The organism is Streptomyces sp. NPDC028331 (genome assembly GCF_055565775.1).
This window is the reverse complement of the sequence record NZ_JBVHTR010000022.1, coordinates 1-19,824: the sequence shown is the minus strand read 5'-3', so window position 1 is coordinate 19,824 and position 19,824 is coordinate 1. Positions and strand designations below refer to the sequence as shown.

Below are 19,824 nucleotides of genomic sequence, written 5' to 3'. Positions count from 1 at the left end.
GTCACACGTGTTTCTTCCGCAGACCATCGGTCACCCGCGGCCCGTCGGGGCTAGCCTCGATTCTCGTGATCGTATGGCTCAACGGCACCCACGGCGCCGGCAAGACGACGACCAGTGCGCTCGTGCAGCGGATGCTCCCGGACTCACGGGTGTTCGACGCCGAGAAAGTCGGCGAGACACTCATGGACATCAAGCCGGGACTGCCCGCGACGGACAACTTCCAGCACTGGCCGCCGTGGCGGCCCCTCGTGGTCGAGACCGCCCGACGCGTCCTCGACTACACCGGCGGCATCCTGGTGATGCCCATGACGATCCTGGTCGAGCAGTACTGGCGCGAGATCAGCTCGGGCCTTGCCCAGCACGCCATTCCCGTCCGGCACTTCGTCCTCCATGCCGACCAGGAGACCCTCCGCGGGCGCATCGCGCGCGACACCGTTCTTGGCCCCAACTCCCCGTTCCGTCTCCAATACCTCGAGCCCTACGCGGAGGCGGCCCGAACGTGGCTGCACGCCGAAGCGGAGGTCGTCGACACCACACACCTCACACCCGCCCAGGCTGCCCAGCAGATCGTAGAGGCCGTCAAGAGGTGAGAGAACGACCTTCCGGCGTCAAACCTCGTACATGACAACAAGCCTGCTATGTGGCCGGTCGGGCCGTGGGCGTCGACCAGTCCGGGGTTGATGCCGAGCTTGAAGCCGCCGGGCAGCGGCTTGCCCTCCCGACACCGCGTCGGTCCGGAAAGCGGCCGACGTGCTAGTGTGCGGCGGTCGGAAATCTGCATGGTCATGCAGGTTTTCCGGCAGCGCGTCAGGCAGCGAAGCCGGTGACGCCCGTGCCATGCGGGCCAGTCCGGCGCTGTCCCGCAACTGTGAGGGCCGCCTCAACCAGGGCCCAAGCCAGGTCGCCTCCTGCCGCGCTACGACATCGACCCTCGTGGGAAGGGCGATCCGTCTCCGTCGGCGCGCGTTCGACGCGGCCCGTCGACGGATTGGCTTCTTCCCGTGCTTTCGGGAGGAAGTGCCGCATGGCACACCAACCTGCTCGGCTTCGGCGACCTGTCCGGCTTCGGCCTCGTCGGCGCAAGCCGCTCGTCCACGCCCTGTCGGCGGCAACCGCCCTGATCGCGGCCGTGGCTTTCGTCGCCGGCTGCAGCTCCAAGAGCTCCGGCACCGCCGCGTCGACCGCTTCGGCATCCGGATCGTCCGCCGCCGCGTCGTTCCCCGTGACGGTGACTCCGGCGAACGGCAAGGTCACCGTCAAGAGCCGACCGCGGCGCATCGTGTCGCTCTCACCGACCGCGACCGAGGACCTGTACGCCATCGGCGCAGGCAAGCAGGTCGTCGCGGTGGACGCGAACTCCGACCATCCGGCCGGCGCGCCAGTCACCAGTCTCAGCGGACTGACCCCGAACATCGAGGCGATCGTGAAGTACGACCCGGACCTGGTCGTCGCCTCGCAGGATTCCGGCGGACTGGTCGCCGGACTGCGCAAGCTGGACGTGCCCGTGCTGATCGAGCCTGCGGCGGCGACAATCGACGACGCCTACCGCCAGATCGAGCAGCTCGGCCGGGCCACCGGCCACGCAGCGCAGGCCGCACGATCCGTCGCCGGTATGAAGTCCGCGATAGCCGCCACGGTCAAGCAGGCCGGCTCCGACCATGCGAACCTGAGCTACTACTGGGAGCTGGGTGCCAGCCCCTACTACTCGGTGACCTCCTCGACCTTCGTCGGACAGATAGCATCCCTGTTCGGCCTGAAGAACATCGCCGACAAGGCGGACAAGGCCTCCGACGGCGGATATCCCGAGCTGGCCCAGGAGTACATCGTCTCGGCGCAGCCGCAGTTGATATTCCTCTCGGACGGGTCGTCCGACGGCGGGCAGACCCCTGCGATCGTCGCGGCCCGGCCCGGCTGGTCGGGGATTCCGGCGGTGAAGAACAAGAGGATCATCAGCCTGGACGCTGACGTCGCCTCCCGCTGGGGCCCGCGTCTGCCCCAACTGGTCGCGCAGATCGCGCAGGCGGTCCAGAAGGCCTCCGCCCGGTGACGCGAGGCGGGCAGTGGCTGTGAGCAGGGTCGGAACGCGCTCTCGCACCGTGCGGGTCTACGGAATCGCGGTGGCTTTCCTCGCCGCCGCGGTGCTTGTCGGTGCGATGGCGGGGGCGGCGGCCGTCAGTCCGCTGGCGACGGCCACCGCGTTGCTGGACCGGGTGCCGTGGGTCCATCTGCCCTCGGGGCTCAGCCCGCTGGAGAGTGCCGTGCTCTTCCAGATCCGGCTGCCACGCGTGGTGCTCGCAGCGGTGGTCGGCGGCGCGCTCTCGCTCGCCGGCGCGGGCTACCAGGGCGTGTTCCGCAACCCCCTGGTCGACTCCTCGCTGCTGGGCGCGTCGGCGGGTGCCGGCCTCGGCGCGACGGTCGCCATCGTCTCCCTGGGCGGTACGGCACCGGCGGCCGTGCCCGTGGCCGCGTTCGTCGGGTCGCTGGCCGGGGTCACCATCGCCTACCTGGCCGGCGTGGCGGGCGGGCCGGGCACCTCGACACTCCTGCTCGCCGGACTGGCGGTCTCGATGTTCCTGACCGCCGTCCAGACCTACGTCCTCCAGCGCTCCAGCCAGGACATCCAGCAGGTCTACTCCTGGCTGCTGGGCTCCCTGTCCGCCGCCACATGGCACCAGACGGTGGAGATCCTGCCCTACACGGCGGCCGCCGTCGTGGTCGTGCTGCTGCACGGCCGCCATCTCGACGTGCTGTCCGTCGGCGACGAGGAGAGCCGCGCCCTCGGCATGCACCCGGGCCGCATCCGGCTGGCCGTCGTGGCCGCCTGCGCACTGGCCGCGGCGAGCGCCGTGGCGGTGAGCGGGCTGATCGGCTTCGTCGGGATCGTCGTTCCGCATGCGGTGCGCCGACTGGCCGGCGCCTCCTATCGGCTCGTCCTTCCGCTGTCCCTGCTGTTCGGCGCCGGATTCCTGGTCCTCGCCGACGCTCTGGCCCGCACCGTTGTGGCACCGGCCGAACTGCCCATCGGCGTCGTCACCGCACTGATCGGCTCTCCGGCATTCCTATGGATCCTGCGCTCCACCCGGTCGGTGCGCACATGAGCGAACTCGCCGGAAACGGGCTCGACGTGGCAGGGCTCGATGTCGACCTGGACCGCGCCCCGGTCGTGCGCGCGGTGTCCTTCGCCCTCGCCCCGGGCGGCTGGCTGGCGCTGATCGGCCCCAACGGGGCGGGCAAGTCGACGCTGCTCCGCGCCGTCGCCGGTCTGCTCCCCCATCGCGGCACGGTCGTCGTCGGCGGCACCGACGTCGGGCGCCTGCGCGCCCGGGAGAGGGCCCGGCTGATCGCCTACGTGCCGCAGGCACCCGTACTGCCGCCGGACATGACGGTCCAGGAGTACGTGCTGCTGGGCCGCACGCCCCACCTCGGCTACCTCGCGAGCCCCGGTGAACGCGACCGCCAGGCCGCGGCGCGCACGCTGGCCGCGCTCGACCTCACCCACCATGCCGCTCGCCGTCTGTCCGTGCTCTCCGGCGGCGAGCGGCAACGCGCCGCGCTCGCCCGGGCCCTGGCCCAGGAACCCCGGCTGCTGCTCCTCGACGAACCCACCTCCGCGCTCGACCTCGGACACCAGCAGCACGTTCTCGACCTCGTGGACGAGCTGCGCGGCACGCGGCGCCTGACCGTGGTCACCACGTTGCACGACCTCACCACGGCCGCACAGTACGCGGAGCGGTTGGTCCTGCTCGACAAGGGACGCGTCGCGGCGAGCGGCACGCCTGCCGAGGTCATCACCGAGGACGTGATCGCCCGTGTGTACGCGGCACGGGTGTCGGTGACGACGGACACCGACGGCCGTCCCGTGGTCACGCCGCTGCGCGGCCCCGGCACAGTCGGTCTCTGACCAGCTTCGGCAGGCATATCCGTGCAAGGTCCATGTCGACGCACCTCGGATACCGCCCTGCCCCGAAGCGCTGCCGGAAGCGGACGCCGACGGCTGACCTACATCGGCGCCGGCTGGTCAGCTCAGGCCCAGCTTCGACAGGGCGGTGATCCAGCCGCTTGCGACGGCATTGTGTGCGGCGGACGTTTGTCGAGCAGGTCGCGGGCCCGACCCGCCGGTACAGCCATCCGGCCGACGACTGCCGTCGCGGATATCACCACGGGGACGACCGGGTCCGCCGCCAGGACCTGTACGCGGCACAGCAGAAGCGCTTCGAGGGTCACCCGCCGCACCGCCGCCTCCCTGACGGACGTCGGCTGTGATGACCCGCATGGCGCCGGGGACGGTCTGGGCTTTGGCCATATTCTCACCGTCCGCTGAACGTCACCTTTCGTACCGCTGAACTTCGCTTTTCATACCGCGGTTACCTTCCCAGCAGAGTCGAGGTCAGCTTTGCAGTCAGGAGAGCGGTGCGGTGAAGCGACGCAACATAGCCGGAAGGTTCGGCGCCCCGCTGGTCAGCATGCTCCTGGCCGGCTCCGTAGGGGGCTGCGGCATGAGCGGTGGCGACGCGACCAGCCCGGCGGCCACCTCGTCGGCGTCCGCCACCGTCGGCGGCAGGCCCGGGACCGCGTCGCACGCCACGGCTGAGCCTGCCGCCTGGCACAAGTGGGGCCTGACACCGCTGCCCGCGGCACCCGAGCCCCCGGCGGACAAACCCATCAAGCTGTCCGCGACCGGCCCAGTCCCGGTCTTCACGCACGTACCGACATCCCAGAAGGTCGTCTTCATCACCGTCGACGACGGACTGGAAAAGGACCCCAAGTTCATCGAGATGATGCGGGACCTGAAGATCCCGATCACGATGTTCCTGATGAACGACGCCATAAAGTCGGACTACGCGTACTTCAAGCCACTGCAGGCGATGGGCAACCACATACAGAACCACACCCTGCACCACCCCGCGATGAACACCATCCCACTGGCCCGCCAGAAGGAAGAGGTGTGCGGCGACCAGAAGATCCTCACCCAGCAGTACGGCACCGCCCCGTTCCTCTTCCGGCCGCCCTACGGGGCGTACAACGACAACACCAAGATCGCGGTCGGAGAGTGCGGGCCACGAGCGATCGTCTGGTGGCGCGAGTCCATGCAGGTACGCAATATGCAGTACCAAGATCCAGGCAAGAAGCTGCGTCCCGGCGACATCATCCTCGCCCATTTCCGCGGCCCTGCGGAGCTCAAGGGAGCCACCATGACGGAGATGTTCGCGAATCTGCTCAAGCGCATCCGGGAACAGGGCTTCGCGGTGGCCCGCCTGGAGGACTACATCCAGCCGCCGGCCGGACACTGAACCGACCAGGAACCGACCAGGAATCAGTGTGCTTCGCAGCGTTGCACTCTTTCGGTCCTGGGCGCGGGTCGCGCAGTGTGCGCCGTGGCCGACCGGATCGGGTCGGAACCTCGCCCGGCATTTTTTCATGTATCTGACAGACATCGCATCTCGTAGTTCTGCGAGAGACCTTGAACCCGGGCTCGATCGGGCATCCGGCGACATTGCGCCCCTTAGGGCGGTGTCCAGGGAGGAGAGGTTCACTCCCCATCGGAAAGTCGGGTCAAAGGCCAAGGAAAGCCCCGGGCTAGCCCTCGCGACCAGGCGCGGGCGGGTGCCGGGCAGAAAGCGCAGGCAGGTAACAGCCCATGGGTCTCACAAGCAACAAAGTGCTGATGCTGGCGATCGTCCTCGCCCTCGTGCTGTTCCTCGGCACGATATGGCTGTGGCCGCGCCTCGCCCGGCGGAACTGGCGGGCCATCAGCGGACGGTTCGGGCTGCTGCTCGCCACCCAACTGGCGGGCTTCGCCACGGTGGGACTCGCCACCAACCAGGCCTTCGGTTTCTACGCCAGCTGGTCCGACCTGTTCGGCCAGGAGACCGGCCAGGGAGTGGTCGTCGACCATATAGCGGAGGGCGGCGGCAGCCCCGTCCAAGTGGTCTCCGCCTCCCGTGTCATCGGTGCGAGCAGCGCGCTGCCGCAGATGTCCGGGCAGGTCCAGAAGGTCGACATCATCGGCCGTACGACCCATCTGGCCGCGCCGGCGTTCGTGTACCTGCCCCCGGAGTACTTCCAGCCGCAGAACCGCGCGCGCAAGTTCCCGGTGTCCGTCGTTCTCACGGGTTACCCGGGCACGGCCCAGGCGCTGGTGGACAAGCTGAACTACCCGAGCACAGCGCAGCAGCTGGCCAAAAGCGGGAAGATGCAGCCGATGATCCTGGTGATGCTACGTCCGACCGTGGCGCCGCCGCGGGACACCGAGTGCGTTGACGTTCCCCGCGGCCCGCAGACCGAGACGTTCCTCGCCAAGGACCTGCGCGATGCGGTGATGTCCCGCTACCGGGTCGACAAGACGCCCGCCAGCTGGGGCATCGCCGGCGACTCGACCGGCGGCTACTGCGCACTCAAGATCGCCATGCACCACCCGGGTTCGTACGCGGCCGCCGCGGGCCTGTCGCCGTACTACAGGGCGTTGATCGACCCCACCACCGGGGACCTCTTCCACGGCGACAAGAACCTGCAGAACCGTGCCGACCTCTTCTGGGCGCTCAGGCATCTGCCCGCCCCCGAGACGTCGCTGCTCGTCACCAGCAGCAGGGTCGGTGAGCACAACTACAAGGACACGCTCAAGTTCATAAAGAGCGTGCAGGACACGAACGTGACCAGGATTTCGTCGATCATCCTTCCGAACGGCGGGCACAACTTCAACACCTGGAAGCGGGAGATCCCGCCGATGCTGCAGTGGATGAGCGAGCGGCTGGTCGCACACTGAGCCACCGGTGCCTGACGCCCCGTAAAGCGGGTGATGCGGCCGGCCGGAAACGGCCCTGCAGGCGCTCGAACGCCAGGCGTCCAGGCCGGACGGCACGTTCGTGCCCGTTGAGGGGAACGTACTCCGGCGCGCCACCCGTGCCGGGGCCGTGCCCACGGGTGCGGGGACGGCCCCCATGTACCGGGCCACCCGTGCGCTGCTGCCGGACAACGTCCGTTGAGTCGGCTCCTGCGGCAGCCGGCCTATCGAACGGTTACGCTGAAGACCGGTGAGGCCGTGTTGCCGCTGACGATGCGAAGGTCGTTCTTCCCTTTCAGGCCGAGCTTGACGCCCAGCGAGTAGGAGCCGTTGCGCGAGATGGGCGCGCTGGCGGGCAGCGTGACCCAGTTGCCGTGCTGCTTTTGCTGGAGCGTCACCTTGCTGCCCGCCTTGAGGCCGACGGTCTTGCCGGTTACCCGGAACAGGTCCCAGGCCCGGACCGAGGACACCGACGGTTTGGCGGTGATGCCGGCTTTGACGGCCGCGGCCGCGTGCGCGGCGGCGGGGAGTGCGATGTGGCCGGCCGGGGTGGCCGCCATTGCGCTCCCCGCCACGGCGACGGAGATGGCGCTGATGGCGCCGACGGCCGCGATGCGCACAGTGTGCCGTTTGGCAACGATCACTGTTCTGCCCCTCTCGATATGGAATAGCAGGCTTTGAGCCAAAGGCGAGGTAGGTGCCATTGGCGCGGTCTCACCGAAAAAGACGTTCCATCACACGGACGCGTTGTAGGCGCTTTGTCACTGTGTTGCAACAGCCGAACGATCGGAGCGGCCGACGAGACCCGACCCGAAGCCACGGGCTACTCCTGCTGATAGTGCCGGACCCGGCGGCGCGCCGCCGACGTCAGCTCCGCGTGCTCTCAGCGCATGCGGAGGGGGCAGCGGCGGGAGGGCCCGCCCGAACAAGGGTCGCCCTGCGGCCCCGGCTCCTGGCCCGGCTCGGACCCCGGGCCGCCGGCGCTCCGTACTCTTCGACGAGCGGGCGTCAGAGGCGTTCGCGGCGCAGGTCCGCCGAGGCGGGGCACGGACTCAACGCGGCGCCGACAGCCACTGGTTCAACCAGCCGAAGGCCGCCGGGTACTCCGCCGACCAGGTGTTGTAGTTGTGACCGCCGCTCGGCAGCAGCAGGGTCCGCACCCGCACGGACGAAGCCGCGGACGCCGATGCGAACTCCTCAATGGCCGTGGCGGGGCTGAACCGGTCCTGACGGGAGGTCGCAAGGAACAGGCTGACTCGTGCACGGGTGTGCCGGACCAGGTACATCGGGCTGTTCACCCGCCGCTCGGCCGCATCCGGAATGACGGATCGGTCGCCGGCGAGCGGGTCGGGGTCGAGGGCCGCGCCCGCGCCGAAGACCTTCGGGTACTGCAGCGGCAGCTTCGCGGAGCAGAAGCCGCCCGTGGAGTAGCCCATCACACCCCAGCCGCGGGGACCGGACAGCGTGCGGAACTTCTGCCGGATCAGGTCCGGCACGTCGGAAGAGAGCCAGGTCGCCACCTTGCGCTGGGGCAGGTCGCTGCAGTCGGTGTCCACGCTGCCGGGGTTGACCACCGGCATGACGAGGATGAACGGGTTCACCTTCCGCTGGTTCAGCAGGTCCTGGAACGCCCCCGGCATCCCGCCGTGCTCCAGCCACGACTGCGGCGAGCCGGGCACCCCGTGCAGCAGCATCAGCACGGGGAAGCGCTTCGTGCGGTAGGCGGCCTGGTCGTACTGCGGCGGCGTCCACACCAGCACCTGACCGGACAGGGCCGAACGCCGCCCGTGGAAGTAGGTGTCGAGGACCCCGTCCTGGGTGGCGTGGTTGAACTTGGCACGGGATATCGGCGGTCCGGGCATCGCCACCGCGTTGCCGTTGTTCGTGTTACCGAGGAGATCGGACCATGAGGCGTACAGGCCGTAGCTGTTGTTGATCCACGTCGCCACGACACAGATGGCCGTCAGCTGGCACACACCGATCATCACACCGTGCACCAGCCAGCGCACGACCTTCGGTCCGCGCACCCAGGACCACAGGGCGATCGTGCCGATCACCGCCACGACGGCCGCGATCACGAGTACCGCGAAGAAGGACGTTCCGGTCAGAGCCACACGGTCACCTCTGCAACCAGGTCGAGGACAAAGGGGGCGATCCCGTCCGCTCCTTCATGATCGCCCCCTGTGTCGGAGGGTACTGGGACACGATCGCCGCCCGGTCGAGCAGGAGCAGCCGGGCGTTGAGGACCGCGTCCAGCACAACGGAGCCTCGTAGCGGACGGCGAGCTTGTCGTGTCTCGTGGCCACGGCCCGAAGCCGGACGAGGAAGACACTGGGCGTGCTCCTGACGTGCGGGTGCAACGGCCTCAAGGGTGCACGGCCGGTCGCCGGCTCAGCTCCGGCCGCCGCGGGAGAAGGCCCTGCGGACGAGCCGGACCAGGAACCAGACCAGCAGGGCGATGAAGAGGATGACCAGGATGACGATGACCAGGAGGAAGATGCCGAGCTTCTTGAAGAAGCCGCTCTTCTTCCTGGTCTTCGAGGTGCGGAGCCGAGCCGACGAGGCGTGATGCCGGGACATGGGGTGTCGGAGGCTGAGGTCGGAGGCGGTGTTCGGCGACGCGTACCCGGTGCGTACGGTGGCGACGTCCGCCGTCGCCCGCTGCAGTGTGTCGGTCGCGGCGGCCGCCGGTGTCACGGTCAGGCCCAGTCCGAGCAGCAGCGTCAGGAGTAGCGCCGCCGCGCGGCTCTTCATAGGACGGCGGTATGCAGTGGCCATGTGTGACTCCCCGTTTCACCTGCGGATGCCCTTGCTGTCTTGCGCAACAGCGCAACTATTATCGCGGACGAATCGTGCTTGCTTGATGTACGAGCCGGACGGACTGCTGCTGATCATCCTCGCCGTGTGTGTGGACCACATCATCGAGGACCGCAAGAGCCGACAACTCACCGATCTCTGACCCGCCGTGCGTCAGGTGGGCGATACCCCGGCCCGGGCACAACCGGTCGTGCGACGGCCTCCGGCCCGCTCGGCAGACGCACCGAAACCCGCCCACCCCCGCCCCGGACGGACAGCGCGCCAGGCACCACGACGTCGGCGAAACCGTCGAACGCGCCGAGTCGATCAAGGAGCACGGAGCCCGCCGAGGTTCACAGCCGACGGCCGAGACGTCCGGCAGGTGACGCCTAGACTGGTGGCCGCGTGCTGCGGGCGACCCTGGTGGGCCGGTGGCGAGAGGGAGGGGACTGTGGCGCAGATCTTCGGCGGCTTCGAGGATCCGTCCACCGATGTGCTCGCGGAGGCGGCCGCCGCCTTCGGGCTGCTGGCCGCGGCGCCGAGGCTGCACATCATGTGGGCTCTGGCCCAGGGCGAGAGCGACGTGAGCGCGCTGGCGGACCGGATCGGCGGGGCGCTGCCGGCCGTCAGCCAGCACCTGTCCAAACTGAAGCTCGCGGGTCTTGTCCGATCCCGCCGGGAGGGCCGACGGCAGATCTACTACGTCGACGACCCCGATGTCGTCGCCGTCGTGCGGGTGATGGTCGGCCAACTGTCCCGGCGCGCCGCGGAACCGACCGCTGTCGAGGGTGGATTGCAGGGGACCGATGCCTAGGAGCGCCCCGGCCTGGGGAGAGGACGCTGCGACGCCGGTGTCCGGGGGCGTACCGGGCACGCGCACGCCGGGTGACACCGAGACGCGGACGCCCGCCGGGGCGTCGAACGCGAGCACAGCACTGCAGGTGCTGCGGCGGCTGGACACCGGGCCGCGCGGGCTGACGGAGGACGAGGCCGCGCTGCGCCTGGCCCGCTTCGGGGGCAACACGCTGCCCGCCCGTGAGGACTCCTCTTGGCCGCGCCTGCTGCTGCGCGGCCTGCGCGACCCCTTCACCGCGGTGCTGCTCTGCCTCGCCGTGGTCTCCGCTTTTGTGCTCGCCTGGTCCACGGCCTGTGTGATCCTCGTGCTGGTCGTGATCAGCACAGTGCTGCGGGCCTCCGGCGAGCGCCGGGCCGACCAGTCCATGGCCCATCTGCGCGAGTTGGTCGCCACCACCTCCACCGTGCTGCGCAGGTCCGCCGACGACGCGGCGCCCGAGCCGCAGGAGATCCCGGTGGAGGACCTGGTCCCCGGCGACATCGTCCAGCTCGGCCCGGGCGACCTGGTCCCGGCGGACGTACGGCTGCTGCGCACGCGGGGACTCACCGTGCACCAGTCGGCGCTGACCGGTGAGTCGGCCCCGGTTGCGAAGCACGCGGCGGACGTCGCCGGACCGGCCCCGGCCGCGGTGTTCGAGCAACCGCAGCTGTGCTTCCAGGGCAGCAGCGTCGCCACCGGCAGCGGCACCGCCGTCGTGATGGAGACGGGTGGGCGCACCCGGTTCGCGGCCGCCCACGACCGTACGGTGGGCCGGCGCGAGCGGAGCGCCTTCGACCGGTCTGTGCACGGCATCTCGTGGATCCTGATCCGGTTCATGCTGCTCACCCCGCCGCTGGTGCTCATGGCCAACGCCGCGCTGCGCGACCGGGGGCTGGAGACCCTGCCGTTCGCGGTGGCGGTGGCGGTGGGGCTGACGCCGGAGATGCTGCCGGTCGTCGTCACGACGTGTCTGGCGCGCGGCGCGTCGCTGCTGGCCCGCACGCACGGGGTGATCGTCAAACGGCTCCCGGCCCTGCACGACCTGGGCGCGGTCGACGTGCTGTGCCTGGACAAGACGGGCACGCTCACCCAGGACCGGCCGGTGGTCGAGCGGGGCCTGGACACCGCGGGCGACGCCGATCCCGAGGTGGTGCGCTGGGCCGCCGTCAACGCCTGGTGGACCCTTCAGCTCGCCGAGCTGCCCGAGCCCGACGCGCTGGACGAGGCGCTCCTGGACGCGGTCGACGAGGACGACCTGATGGCGTACGACGGGGTCGCGGCGCTCCCGTTCGACCCCGTGCGCCGGTTGTCCACGGCCGTGGTGCGCAGTCCCGGCCGGCTGGGCTCGCACACGCTCGTCGTCAAGGGCGCCGTGGAGGCCGTCCTGGAGCGCTGTGCGCTGGAGCCGGCGGAGGTGCGGCGCCTGACGGACCTCGCGGACCGCGCCGCGCGGGACGGCCTGCGGGTGCTGGCGGTGGCCACCGCCGAACGCGCGGTCCGGCTGCGCGAGTACACCCCGGCCGATGAACGCGGCCTGGACTTCCGCGGCTTCGTCACCCTGCACGACGCCCTCGCGCCCACGGCGGCGCCCGCCCTCGCCGCTCTCGCCGCACGCGGCGTCACGGTCAAGATCCTCACCGGTGACCACCCGGGCACGGCGGCACGGGCCTGTCGCGACCTGAATGTCCCGCTCGGTGAGGACGCCGTGGTCACCGCCGACCGCATCGACGGTCTGACCGACGCCGAACTGGCCGAGCTGGCCCGCCGTACGACCGTCTTCGCCCGCTGCACCCCCGAGCACAAGGCCCGGATCAGCGCCGCGCTGCGCACCGGCGGTCACACCGTGGGCTTCCTCGGCGACGGGGTCAACGACGTGTCCGCGCTGTGGGCGGCGGACGTCGGCATCGCCCCACTCGGCGCCACCGACGTGGCGCGGGAAAGTGCCGACGTCGTGCTCGCCGACAAGGACCTCACCGCCGTCGACCACGCCATCCGGGCGGGCCGGCACAGCGGCGGCAACATCGCCACGTATCTGCGCATCACACTGTCGTCCAACGTCGGCAACGTCATCGCGATGCTGGCCGCCGGTCTTCTGCTGCCCTTCCTGCCGATGCTCCCGGCGCAGGTACTGGTGCAGAACCTGTGCTTCGACACGGTGCAGCTCGCCTTCGCCTACGACCGCCCCCACCCGGCCCTGCTGCGCCGCCCGGTCGCCCTCCACCCGCGCGCCCTGCTGCGCTTCATCGTCGGCTTCGGCATCCTCAACGCGGCGGCCGACCTCGCCACCTTCGTCGTCCTGGCCCTCGCCCTGCACGGCCCGGGCCCGGTCGACGACGAGGCGGTCTTCCACTCCGGCTGGTTCACCGAGAACCTAATCACCCAGAGCCTGGTGATGGTGCTGCTGCGGACCGGCCGCCGCTTCTTCCAGGACCGCCCGCCCGGCCCGGTCGGCTGGACCGCGACCGGCCTCGCGGTCATCGGTCTGGTGCTGCCGGTCTCCCCGCTCGGCCCGCTGCTCGGCCTCACCGTGCTCCCTCTGGAGTACTACCTGCTTCTCACCATCGTCCTGGCGCTGTACGCCGCCGGGCTCGTCCTGGCCCGCAAGCGCCACGAACGGCATCTGCTCGACGGGAGCAAACCGGGTCAAGCCGGGTAATTCCTGGCGGAGGTCCGGCTGGCGGCGTCCGAAAGAGGGAGCAGCGTGAGCCGGGCGCTTCGGGTGGGCTGTCCGGTTTCTTGCCCGCCTGTAGTACCTTCCGCGGCCGGAGCCGTCCGCCGCGCGCGGGCCCTCGGCTCCGCCCCCTCGCACACCTGGAGACGAAGGCCGGCCGATGTCCGTTCTGACCTATCCCGAAGCCGTGGGCGTCGGCCTGCTGCAAGGCGTCACCGAACTCTTCCCCGTCTCCAGCCTGGGGCACAGCATCCTGATACCCGCGCTGCTCGGCGGGCACTGGAAACACGACCTGAACGTCTCCGCCGACGGGTCCCTCTACCTCAACGAGCTGGTCGGCCTCCACCTGGCCACCGCGCTCGCGCTCGTCGTCTACTTCTGGCGAGACTGGGTCCGCGTGATTCGCGGCCTCGCGACGTCGGTCACCCAGCGCCGGATCGAGACCGTGGACCAGCGGCTCGCCTGGCTGATCGTCACCGCATGCGTCCCGGTCGCGGTCGCCGGCGTTGCGCTCGACAAGGTGTTCCGCACGACGCTCGGGCGCCCGATCCCCACCGCGATCTTCCTGGCGCTCAACGGCGTCGTGCTCTTCGTCACCGAGCAGCTGCGGCGCGGCGGGACCGGCCGCAGGAGGGCCGGGGCCGTGACCGCCCCCGGGGAGGAACATCTGTCGGCCGAGGAACAGTCGGACCTGCGGATCACCCGCATGACGATCCGGCAGGCCGTGACGATCGGCGCGGCCCAGATCCTCGCCCTCCTCCCCGGCATCAGCCGCTCCGGCTCCACGATCAGCGCGGGCATCTTCAAGGGCCTGGGCCACGAGGACTCCGCGCGCTTCGCGTTCCTGCTCGCCACGCCGGTGATCGGCGGCGCCGCGCTGCTCAAGCTGCCGCCGCTGCTCGGCGCACAGGGCAACGGCCTGCGCGGCCCGCTGCTGGCGGGCAGCCTGGCCGCGTTCGTGGCGGCCTACCTCGCAACCCGCTACCTCGTCCGCTACTTCGAGAACCGCACCCTTGTCCCGTTCGCCATCTACTGCTCGGTGGCGGGCCTGGGCAGCCTCGCGTACTTCACCCTGGCGTAAGGGGCGCCTGCTTCGAGCTGGGCCGGGGGCCGGCTGGTTCACGCCGGTGTGAGGGGCGTCTGCCTCATGCCGACGTGGGGGGGGCGGCTGCCCACGCGGGGCGAGTGGCACGCCGTTCTCTTCGAGCGGAGGGGCCGATGCCTTCGTCCTCCTCCGGAGGGCGGGTGCCTTCGCCCTCCGGAGGAGGGCCGGCGCGTTCGCCTTCGGGTGACGGGCGGCCCTCAGCCGTATCCCTGACCGCTCGGTGCAGCCCGGGCCGCCCGACCGCTCGTCGTCGCTCAGGTGGCGTCGGGATCGTAGGCGTACCCGGGGGGTCTGCTCCGGCGAGGCCACTCGGCTCGCCCCACTTCCAGTCCGCCCGGTCGGCGTTCGCGCGGCCTGCTCGGTCGACTCGCCCGGCTCACCGTTCACCGCGTCGGCCAGTTCCGCCCTCGGGTCCAGGGCGGAGCGGATCTCCTCGATCCCGAGGCCGTCGACGTCGAGGAGGTGCTTGCGAAGGGGATGCCGGGCTCACGGCCGTACCAACTGGGTCTCGGCGGCGCCGACGTCCGCGGCCGGCACCGGCGGGGGCCGGCGGGCCGTGTCGCTGACCTTGATCAGGACGGCGACCAGCAGCCAGTTGGCGACCATGGACGAGCCGCCCTGGGCGAGGAACGGCAGGGCCTTGCCGGTGAGCGGGATCAGCCCGGTGACACCGCCGCACACGACGAAGACCTGCAGCACCAGCGCAGCGGCCAGACCGCCGGCGAGCAGTTTGCCGAACGGGTCGGTAACCGTCAGGGCCGTCCGCAGGCCGCGCTCGGCGAGCAGCGCGTAGAGCAGGATGACGATCGTGACGCCGGTCAGGCCCAGTTCCTCGCCGACGGTGGTGAGGATGAAGTCGCTGCGTCCGGCGAAACCGATGAGCTCCGGGTGGCCCTGACCGAGGCCGGTGCCGAGGATGCCGCCCGAACCGAAGCTGAACAAGGCCTGGGCGGCCTGGTCCGAGACCAGTCCCACCGGTCGTTTCTCAGGCGGCAGAAAGATGTCCATGGGATGCAGCCAGGCGACGACACGGCCGTGCACGTGCGGTTCGAAGGAGCCGACGACGAAGGCGCCGACGGCGAACATCACGACGCCGAACACCACCCAGCCGGTGCGCTCGGTCGCGATATACAGCATCATCACGAACAGGCCGAAGAAGATCAGCGAGGTGCCGAGGTCCCGCTCGAAGATCAGGACGAGCAGGCTGAGGATCCACACCGTCGCGACCGGGCCGAGCTGTCGCCCACGTGGCAGGTACATACCCATGACGCGCCGGCCGGCAAGCGCGAGGGCGTCCCTGCGCAGCGTCAGGTATCCGGCGAAGAACACCACGATGATGATTTTCACGAACTCGCCGGGCTGGAAGGACAGGGGCCCGATGAAGATCCACCGCTTGGCGCCGTAGACGTCGCCGGGATAGAAGGCCGGCGCCATCAGCAGGACGAGTCCCAGGGTGATCGTGACGTACGGATAGCGCTGCAGCCTGCGGTGGTCCCTGAGCAGGGCCACCACCGCGGCGAACACCACCACGGCGATGACACACCACATCAACTGCCCGGATGCCGCGGCTGTCGCGTGACGGTAGTGCGCCGCGTAGGCCAGGTCGAGCCGGTGGATGAGGACGAGCCCCAGACCGCTGAGCAGGGTGGCCAGCGGCAGGATCAGCGGATCGGCGTTGGGCGCGAACCGGCGTACGGCGACATGGCACACCACGGGCAGGACGACCGCCGCCAGGCACGTCAGCGCCAGACTCGGCGGCAGCTTGCCGCTGACGGCGAGGGACGTCTCGGCATAGCCGTAGCAGGAGATGAGGACCGCGCCGAGGAGGAGGACCAACTCCAGGTCCCGGTCGCTCAGGCGCCCTGACCGGCTCGGCCGCACGGCCGGTTTCGCCGGTCCACGCCGACCAGTCATGCCTTCCCCCTTGATCGGTTCTCCGCCGAAGTCCCGTTCCGGGCCACGGCCAACAAAGTTATATGGTTGCGCAACAAAGCAACTGAACTGTAGCTGAGGGCAGGTAAGAGGAGGGTCGGCGTGGCGGCACGCAGGAGGGGGAGCCGCAAGGCGTGGGCGGTGGTGATCGGGGTGAGCGTGGTCCTGGCGCTCGTGAGCTACCTCGCCGTCCGGCTCATCCACTCGACGACTCCCGACGAGTGCACGGCGCACGGCCCGGACGGCAGAACGGTCACGCTCGACCTGGACCAGGCGTCCCACGCCGCGACCATCGCGGCCGTGGCCCACGCGCGCGGCCTGCCGGAACGGGCCGTCACCATCGCCTTGGCGACCGCGATCCAGGAGTCCAAACTCCGCAATCTCACCTACGGGGACCGCGATTCAATCGGCCTGTTCCAGCAGCGTCCGTCCCAGGGCTGGGGCAGCCCTGCGCAGATCCGCGACCCCGTCTACGCGTCGGGCAGGTTCTTCGACGCGCTGGTGAAGGTGCCGGACTACGTCGCGCTGCCGGTCACCGTCGCCGCGCAGCGGGTCCAGCACAGCGGCTACCCGGAGGCGTACGCCCAGCACGAGGACATGGCGGCGACGCTGGCCGACGTGCTGACGGGGCGGGAGGGGCCGGCGCTGAGCTGCACGGTGAGCGGGGCCGATCCGGCCCCCTCCGACGCAGGAAGCGGTGCGGCGGGCGCGGTGAGCGAGGCCGGTGACGGTGGCGGTGTCGCGGCAACCGTCCGGCGGGAGTTCGGAGACGCGCCGGTCGCCCTGCCTGCCTCCGGCGGCAGCGTCAGCTACCCGATTGCGACCGATCAGGCTTCCACGGGCTGGTCCCTCGCCCTGTGGCTGGTCTGCCACGCCACCGAACTGCACGCCACGTCCGTGACGTTCGAGGGGCGTCGCTGGAGCAGCACCGCCTCGGACCGGGGCTGGACACACACCGCACCCGATCCCGGGCGGACCGGGACGCTGGCGGTGGCACTGGGTCAGGCCCGCAGATCACCGGCCCGTCGCCGACGAAGCCCAGCTCCTCCGCCGCGCCCCTGAAGACGAAGTCCGTCTGCTGCTCCGGCACGAACTGCCCTGTGGTCTGCGCCCCGTGGAAGAGCCCCTGCCCGGTCGGGCCGCCGGAGCCGAGGACGGTGCGGGCCTGGTTGGTGTCGTGGCCGACACCGGACGGGTCCAGGCCCGGGTCGGCGAGGGGGTTGCCTGCGGGTCAGCGGTCCGAGTCGGGCTGGCCGGTGGCGGCGGCGTACGCCTGGGCGGGGGTCATGTCGACGCCGTTGAACTGGACGGTCTTGTACGGGCTGACCTGGGCGCAGCTCTTGGACTGGTCTGCGGTCTCCGCATGGGCGTTGGTGACCGCGGCATGGGTGTCGGCGGGCGCCGGGGAGGAGGTGCCGCCGTTCCCGCCGGGGTAGGTGGTGCCGCTGGGCCAGTCGCTGCCGATCACGAGGGTCAGGCCGTCGGTGCCGCCCTGCTTGAGGTGTGAGGACGGCAGCCCGAGCGCTGCGGCCACCGCCTGGGCCTGGGGTTTCTGGCCGGCGCCGTAGGTGAGGGTGGTGGTGGGCATCGTGCCGGCGGCGTTGGCCGTGGTGGTGCCCGAGCTGAAGCCCTTGCCGGTGAGGGCGGTGGCGAGTTCGGAGGCGCGAGGCACGCCGGTGCCGGTGCCGTTCTCGATCTTCACGGCGATCTGGGAGGGGTCGACCGCCCGGGGGGAGGCGGTGGCGGTGGCCGCCGTGGACTTCTTGCCCGAGTCGCCGGTCAGGGGCTGGTCGTTGGCGATGGCCGCGAACAGCGACTTCGCACCGACGCCCGGCACCACTCGGTCTTTGTTGCCGGGATCGGGGGCGGTCTGCATGGTGGTGAACGTGATCCGGCCTGAAGGGACCTTGTTCACGTCGGAGGCCAGATCCACCAGTCTGCTGATGCTCCCCAGGCCGTCGTCCACGGTCAGGGCCTTGGTCGCCGCATCGGCCAGGTCGTACACCGCCGTGGGATCGGTCAGTGTGCCCGCGCTCTTGAACTTACGGATCATGGCGCTGAGGAACATGTGCTGGGCGTAGGTGCGGCCCAGGTCGCTGCCGTCGCCGAAGCCGTGCCGGGAGCGGACGAACTCCAGAGCCCCGACCCCCTTGAGGGTGTGGGTGCCCTTGGACAGTTTCAGATGCGAGTAGGTGTCGTACACGTTGTCGCTGACGCAGACTGACACCCCGCCCACCGCGTCGGACATGCTCACCACACCGGCGAAGTCGAGCTTGACGAAGTGGTCGATGGGGATGCCGGTGAGCTGGTGGACGGTGGCCACCTGGCAGGCCGGTCCGTAGGACAGCGCGCTGTTGATCTGGCCGTAGTAACCGGACGTGGAGGCGCCACTGGCACTGTCCTTGCAGGCCGGGACGTTGGTCACGGTGTCGCGGGGGATGCTCATCACGGAGGCGTTGGAGCGGTCCGCGGCTATGTGGACCACCATTTCCACGTCCGCGTTCCCGTTGCCGGACTGCACGCCGGTCTGCGAACAGCCGCCGCCCAGCTTGCAGTCCTCCGCGCTGGTACGCCCGTCCGAGCCGATCACCAGAATGTTGATGGGTGTGCGGCCGAAGGCATCCGCCTTCTCGGTGCCGCCCTTGCCGTCGAGCGAGACACTCGTGATGTTGCCGTTCAAGTGCTGGTAGAGCCACCACCCGGCACAACCCGCCACCAGCACCGCGAGAGCCAGGCATATCGCGGCCGCCCGCAGTACCCGCCTCCCCCGGCTCGCCGGCCGGACCCGACGCCGTGCGCCTTCCAGGCCGGGGGGCCGAGCGCCGGAGGACCCCTCCGTACGCTGACGGGGCGCCTGGGTGCCACGACGGCGCGTGGCGCGGCCGGTGGAGCCCTCCCGCAGGTCAGGCATCTCCAACTCCCGCAAACGGTCAGGCCCAGGACGCCGTCGAGGAGTGTCAGTCCCCATCAGGCGGAGCAAGGCATCATTGATCAATTGGTTGCGCAATCTAGCAAACGAATCCAGGTCCTCCGCAATGCCCTGCTGGGTGCACGGACGAGAGGTGCCGTCGCATCCGACCGGAACACGACGTGATCCGGGTCCTGGCTCGTGCGGACGGTTTCACCGCCCGCACCGGTGCAGTGCGCCGCGTGATCCCCCGGAGACTGCGGTGTCCGCGTGGTGGGGCGGGTGGGGGATCCGGCATCGCGTGTCCCCCTTCGCGTCAGCGTGCGTTCCGTCCGTAGCGCTCGGTGATCCACGCCGCGCCCAGTTCGGCCAGTGCTCTGCGCCGCTCCTGGCGCGTGCGCCTCGGAGGCACAGGCGACACTCTTCCCCGCCGCCGGCCCGGAACGGCCGCGAGCCGTTCGGCGGCGCGTGCCAGTTCGAACCGAAGCCGCTGCTGCCGCCGGGGGGATGTGGCCCTCAGCAGTGCCGTGTAGAGCCCTTCGATCTCGGCCACCGCGGCTCCCAGCCGGAGATTCGCGTCGTGTCGTTGGGCGTCGCCGTGCGACATGGGTGTTTTCCCTCTCCGGCGCGCTTCCCGGGGCATGGCAGCCCCAGGCCGGCATCGCCTGTCGTGCTACGGCTGGCCTGCTCGCCGACCGGACCACTACTGATTTTTTCGTTAGTTCTGTGGGTGTGATGGGCTTGTTGGCGGGATCCTGGTGTCGTGTCTTTCAAGCCTTCGCCTGTTGCCTCCGAG

The 19,824-nt window shown here is 70.2% G+C and carries 16 protein-coding genes, 1 pseudogene and 1 riboswitch; of the genes and pseudogenes, 10 read left to right on the top strand and 7 right to left on the bottom strand.

The window, feature by feature from the left end:
- Positions 1–65: 65 nt before the first annotated feature.
- The 6 genes from ACZ4SW_RS27815 to ACZ4SW_RS27790 all read left to right on the top strand — a co-directional run bounded on the left by ACZ4SW_RS27815 (position 66) and on the right by ACZ4SW_RS27790 (position 6,763).
- Complete coding sequence (locus ACZ4SW_RS27815; RefSeq protein ID WP_468251083.1) at positions 66–590, top strand: AAA family ATPase; 525 nt, start codon at positions 66–68, stop codon at positions 588–590.
- 182 nt (positions 591–772) lie between these two features.
- A riboswitch (cobalamin riboswitch) is annotated at positions 773–926 on the top strand.
- A gap of 203 nt (positions 927–1,129) precedes the next feature.
- Entirely contained in the window at positions 1,130–2,047 is a 918-nt protein-coding gene (locus ACZ4SW_RS27810) for an ABC transporter substrate-binding protein (protein WP_468251081.1), read from the top strand.
- A gap of 70 nt (positions 2,048–2,117) precedes the next feature.
- Complete coding sequence (locus tag ACZ4SW_RS27805; RefSeq protein WP_468251079.1) at positions 2,118–3,098, top strand: FecCD family ABC transporter permease; 981 nt, start codon at positions 2,118–2,120, stop codon at positions 3,096–3,098.
- Entirely contained in the window at positions 3,095–3,901 is an 807-nt protein-coding gene (locus tag ACZ4SW_RS27800) for an ABC transporter ATP-binding protein (protein ID WP_468251077.1), read from the top strand. The genes ACZ4SW_RS27805 and ACZ4SW_RS27800 overlap by 4 nt, the downstream gene beginning before the upstream one ends.
- Positions 3,902–4,415: 514 nt before the next feature.
- On the top strand, positions 4,416–5,291 hold the full coding sequence (locus ACZ4SW_RS27795; protein ID WP_468251073.1) for a polysaccharide deacetylase family protein: 876 nt from the start codon (positions 4,416–4,418) through the stop codon (positions 5,289–5,291).
- A gap of 347 nt (positions 5,292–5,638) precedes the next feature.
- Positions 5,639–6,763 carry an alpha/beta hydrolase gene (locus ACZ4SW_RS27790; protein WP_468251071.1) on the top strand — a complete coding sequence of 375 codons (1,125 nt, stop codon included), beginning with the start codon at positions 5,639–5,641 and terminating at the stop codon, positions 6,761–6,763.
- A 242-nt stretch (positions 6,764–7,005) separates the two neighbouring features.
- Here the strand turns inward: ACZ4SW_RS27790 and ACZ4SW_RS27785 are convergent, their stop codons facing one another.
- The 3 genes from ACZ4SW_RS27785 to ACZ4SW_RS27775 all read right to left on the bottom strand — a co-directional run bounded on the left by ACZ4SW_RS27785 (position 7,006) and on the right by ACZ4SW_RS27775 (position 9,559).
- Positions 7,006–7,425 (bottom strand): hypothetical protein, encoded by a 420-nt coding sequence (locus ACZ4SW_RS27785; protein ID WP_468251070.1) that lies wholly within the window; start codon positions 7,423–7,425, stop codon positions 7,006–7,008.
- A gap of 408 nt (positions 7,426–7,833) precedes the next feature.
- A complete protein-coding gene (locus ACZ4SW_RS27780; protein ID WP_468251068.1) occupies positions 7,834–8,895 on the bottom strand; it encodes an alpha/beta hydrolase in 1,062 nt (353 codons plus the stop codon).
- Between the two features lie 277 nt (positions 8,896–9,172).
- Positions 9,173–9,559 carry a hypothetical protein gene (locus ACZ4SW_RS27775; protein WP_468251066.1) on the bottom strand — a complete coding sequence of 129 codons (387 nt, stop codon included), beginning with the start codon at positions 9,557–9,559 and terminating at the stop codon, positions 9,173–9,175.
- A 469-nt stretch (positions 9,560–10,028) separates the two neighbouring features.
- Here ACZ4SW_RS27775 and ACZ4SW_RS27770 point away from each other — a divergent pair, with 469 nt between their 5' ends.
- From ACZ4SW_RS27770 to ACZ4SW_RS27760, 3 genes are all read left to right on the top strand, one after another.
- The gene (locus ACZ4SW_RS27770; RefSeq protein ID WP_388996022.1) at positions 10,029–10,391 is read left to right on the top strand and encodes an ArsR/SmtB family transcription factor; all 363 of its coding nucleotides are present in this window, start codon (positions 10,029–10,031) and stop codon (positions 10,389–10,391) included.
- A complete protein-coding gene (gene mgtA, locus ACZ4SW_RS27765) occupies positions 10,384–13,068 on the top strand; it encodes a magnesium-translocating P-type ATPase (protein WP_468251064.1) in 2,685 nt (894 codons plus the stop codon). Before ACZ4SW_RS27770 ends, mgtA begins: the two co-directional genes overlap by 8 nt.
- A gap of 175 nt (positions 13,069–13,243) precedes the next feature.
- Entirely contained in the window at positions 13,244–14,164 is a 921-nt protein-coding gene (locus ACZ4SW_RS27760; protein ID WP_468251062.1) for an undecaprenyl-diphosphate phosphatase, read from the top strand.
- Positions 14,165–14,674: 510 nt separating this feature from the next.
- On the opposite strand, the gene ACZ4SW_RS27755 is transcribed toward ACZ4SW_RS27760, so the two are convergent.
- Complete coding sequence (locus tag ACZ4SW_RS27755; protein WP_468251060.1) at positions 14,675–16,102, bottom strand: FtsW/RodA/SpoVE family cell cycle protein; 1,428 nt, start codon at positions 16,100–16,102, stop codon at positions 14,675–14,677.
- A gap of 120 nt (positions 16,103–16,222) precedes the next feature.
- On the opposite strand from ACZ4SW_RS27755, the gene ACZ4SW_RS27750 reads away from it, so the two are divergent.
- On the top strand, positions 16,223–17,182 hold the full coding sequence (locus ACZ4SW_RS27750; RefSeq protein WP_468251058.1) for a heavy metal transporter: 960 nt from the start codon (positions 16,223–16,225) through the stop codon (positions 17,180–17,182).
- On the opposite strand, the pseudogene ACZ4SW_RS27745 reads toward ACZ4SW_RS27750, so the two are convergent.
- The 3 genes and pseudogenes from ACZ4SW_RS27745 to ACZ4SW_RS27735 all read right to left on the bottom strand — a co-directional run.
- A pseudogene (locus tag ACZ4SW_RS27745) lies at positions 17,085–17,333 on the bottom strand (FtsW/RodA/SpoVE family cell cycle protein); the annotation flags it as partial. The gene ACZ4SW_RS27750 and the pseudogene ACZ4SW_RS27745 sit on opposite strands and share 98 nt — an antisense overlap.
- Before the next feature lie 18 nt (positions 17,334–17,351).
- Positions 17,352–19,031 (bottom strand): LCP family protein, encoded by a 1,680-nt coding sequence (locus tag ACZ4SW_RS27740; RefSeq protein WP_468251057.1) that lies wholly within the window; start codon positions 19,029–19,031, stop codon positions 17,352–17,354.
- A 313-nt stretch (positions 19,032–19,344) separates the two neighbouring features.
- Entirely contained in the window at positions 19,345–19,635 is a 291-nt protein-coding gene (locus ACZ4SW_RS27735) for a hypothetical protein (protein WP_468251055.1), read from the bottom strand.
- Positions 19,636–19,824: the final 189 nt, after the last annotated feature.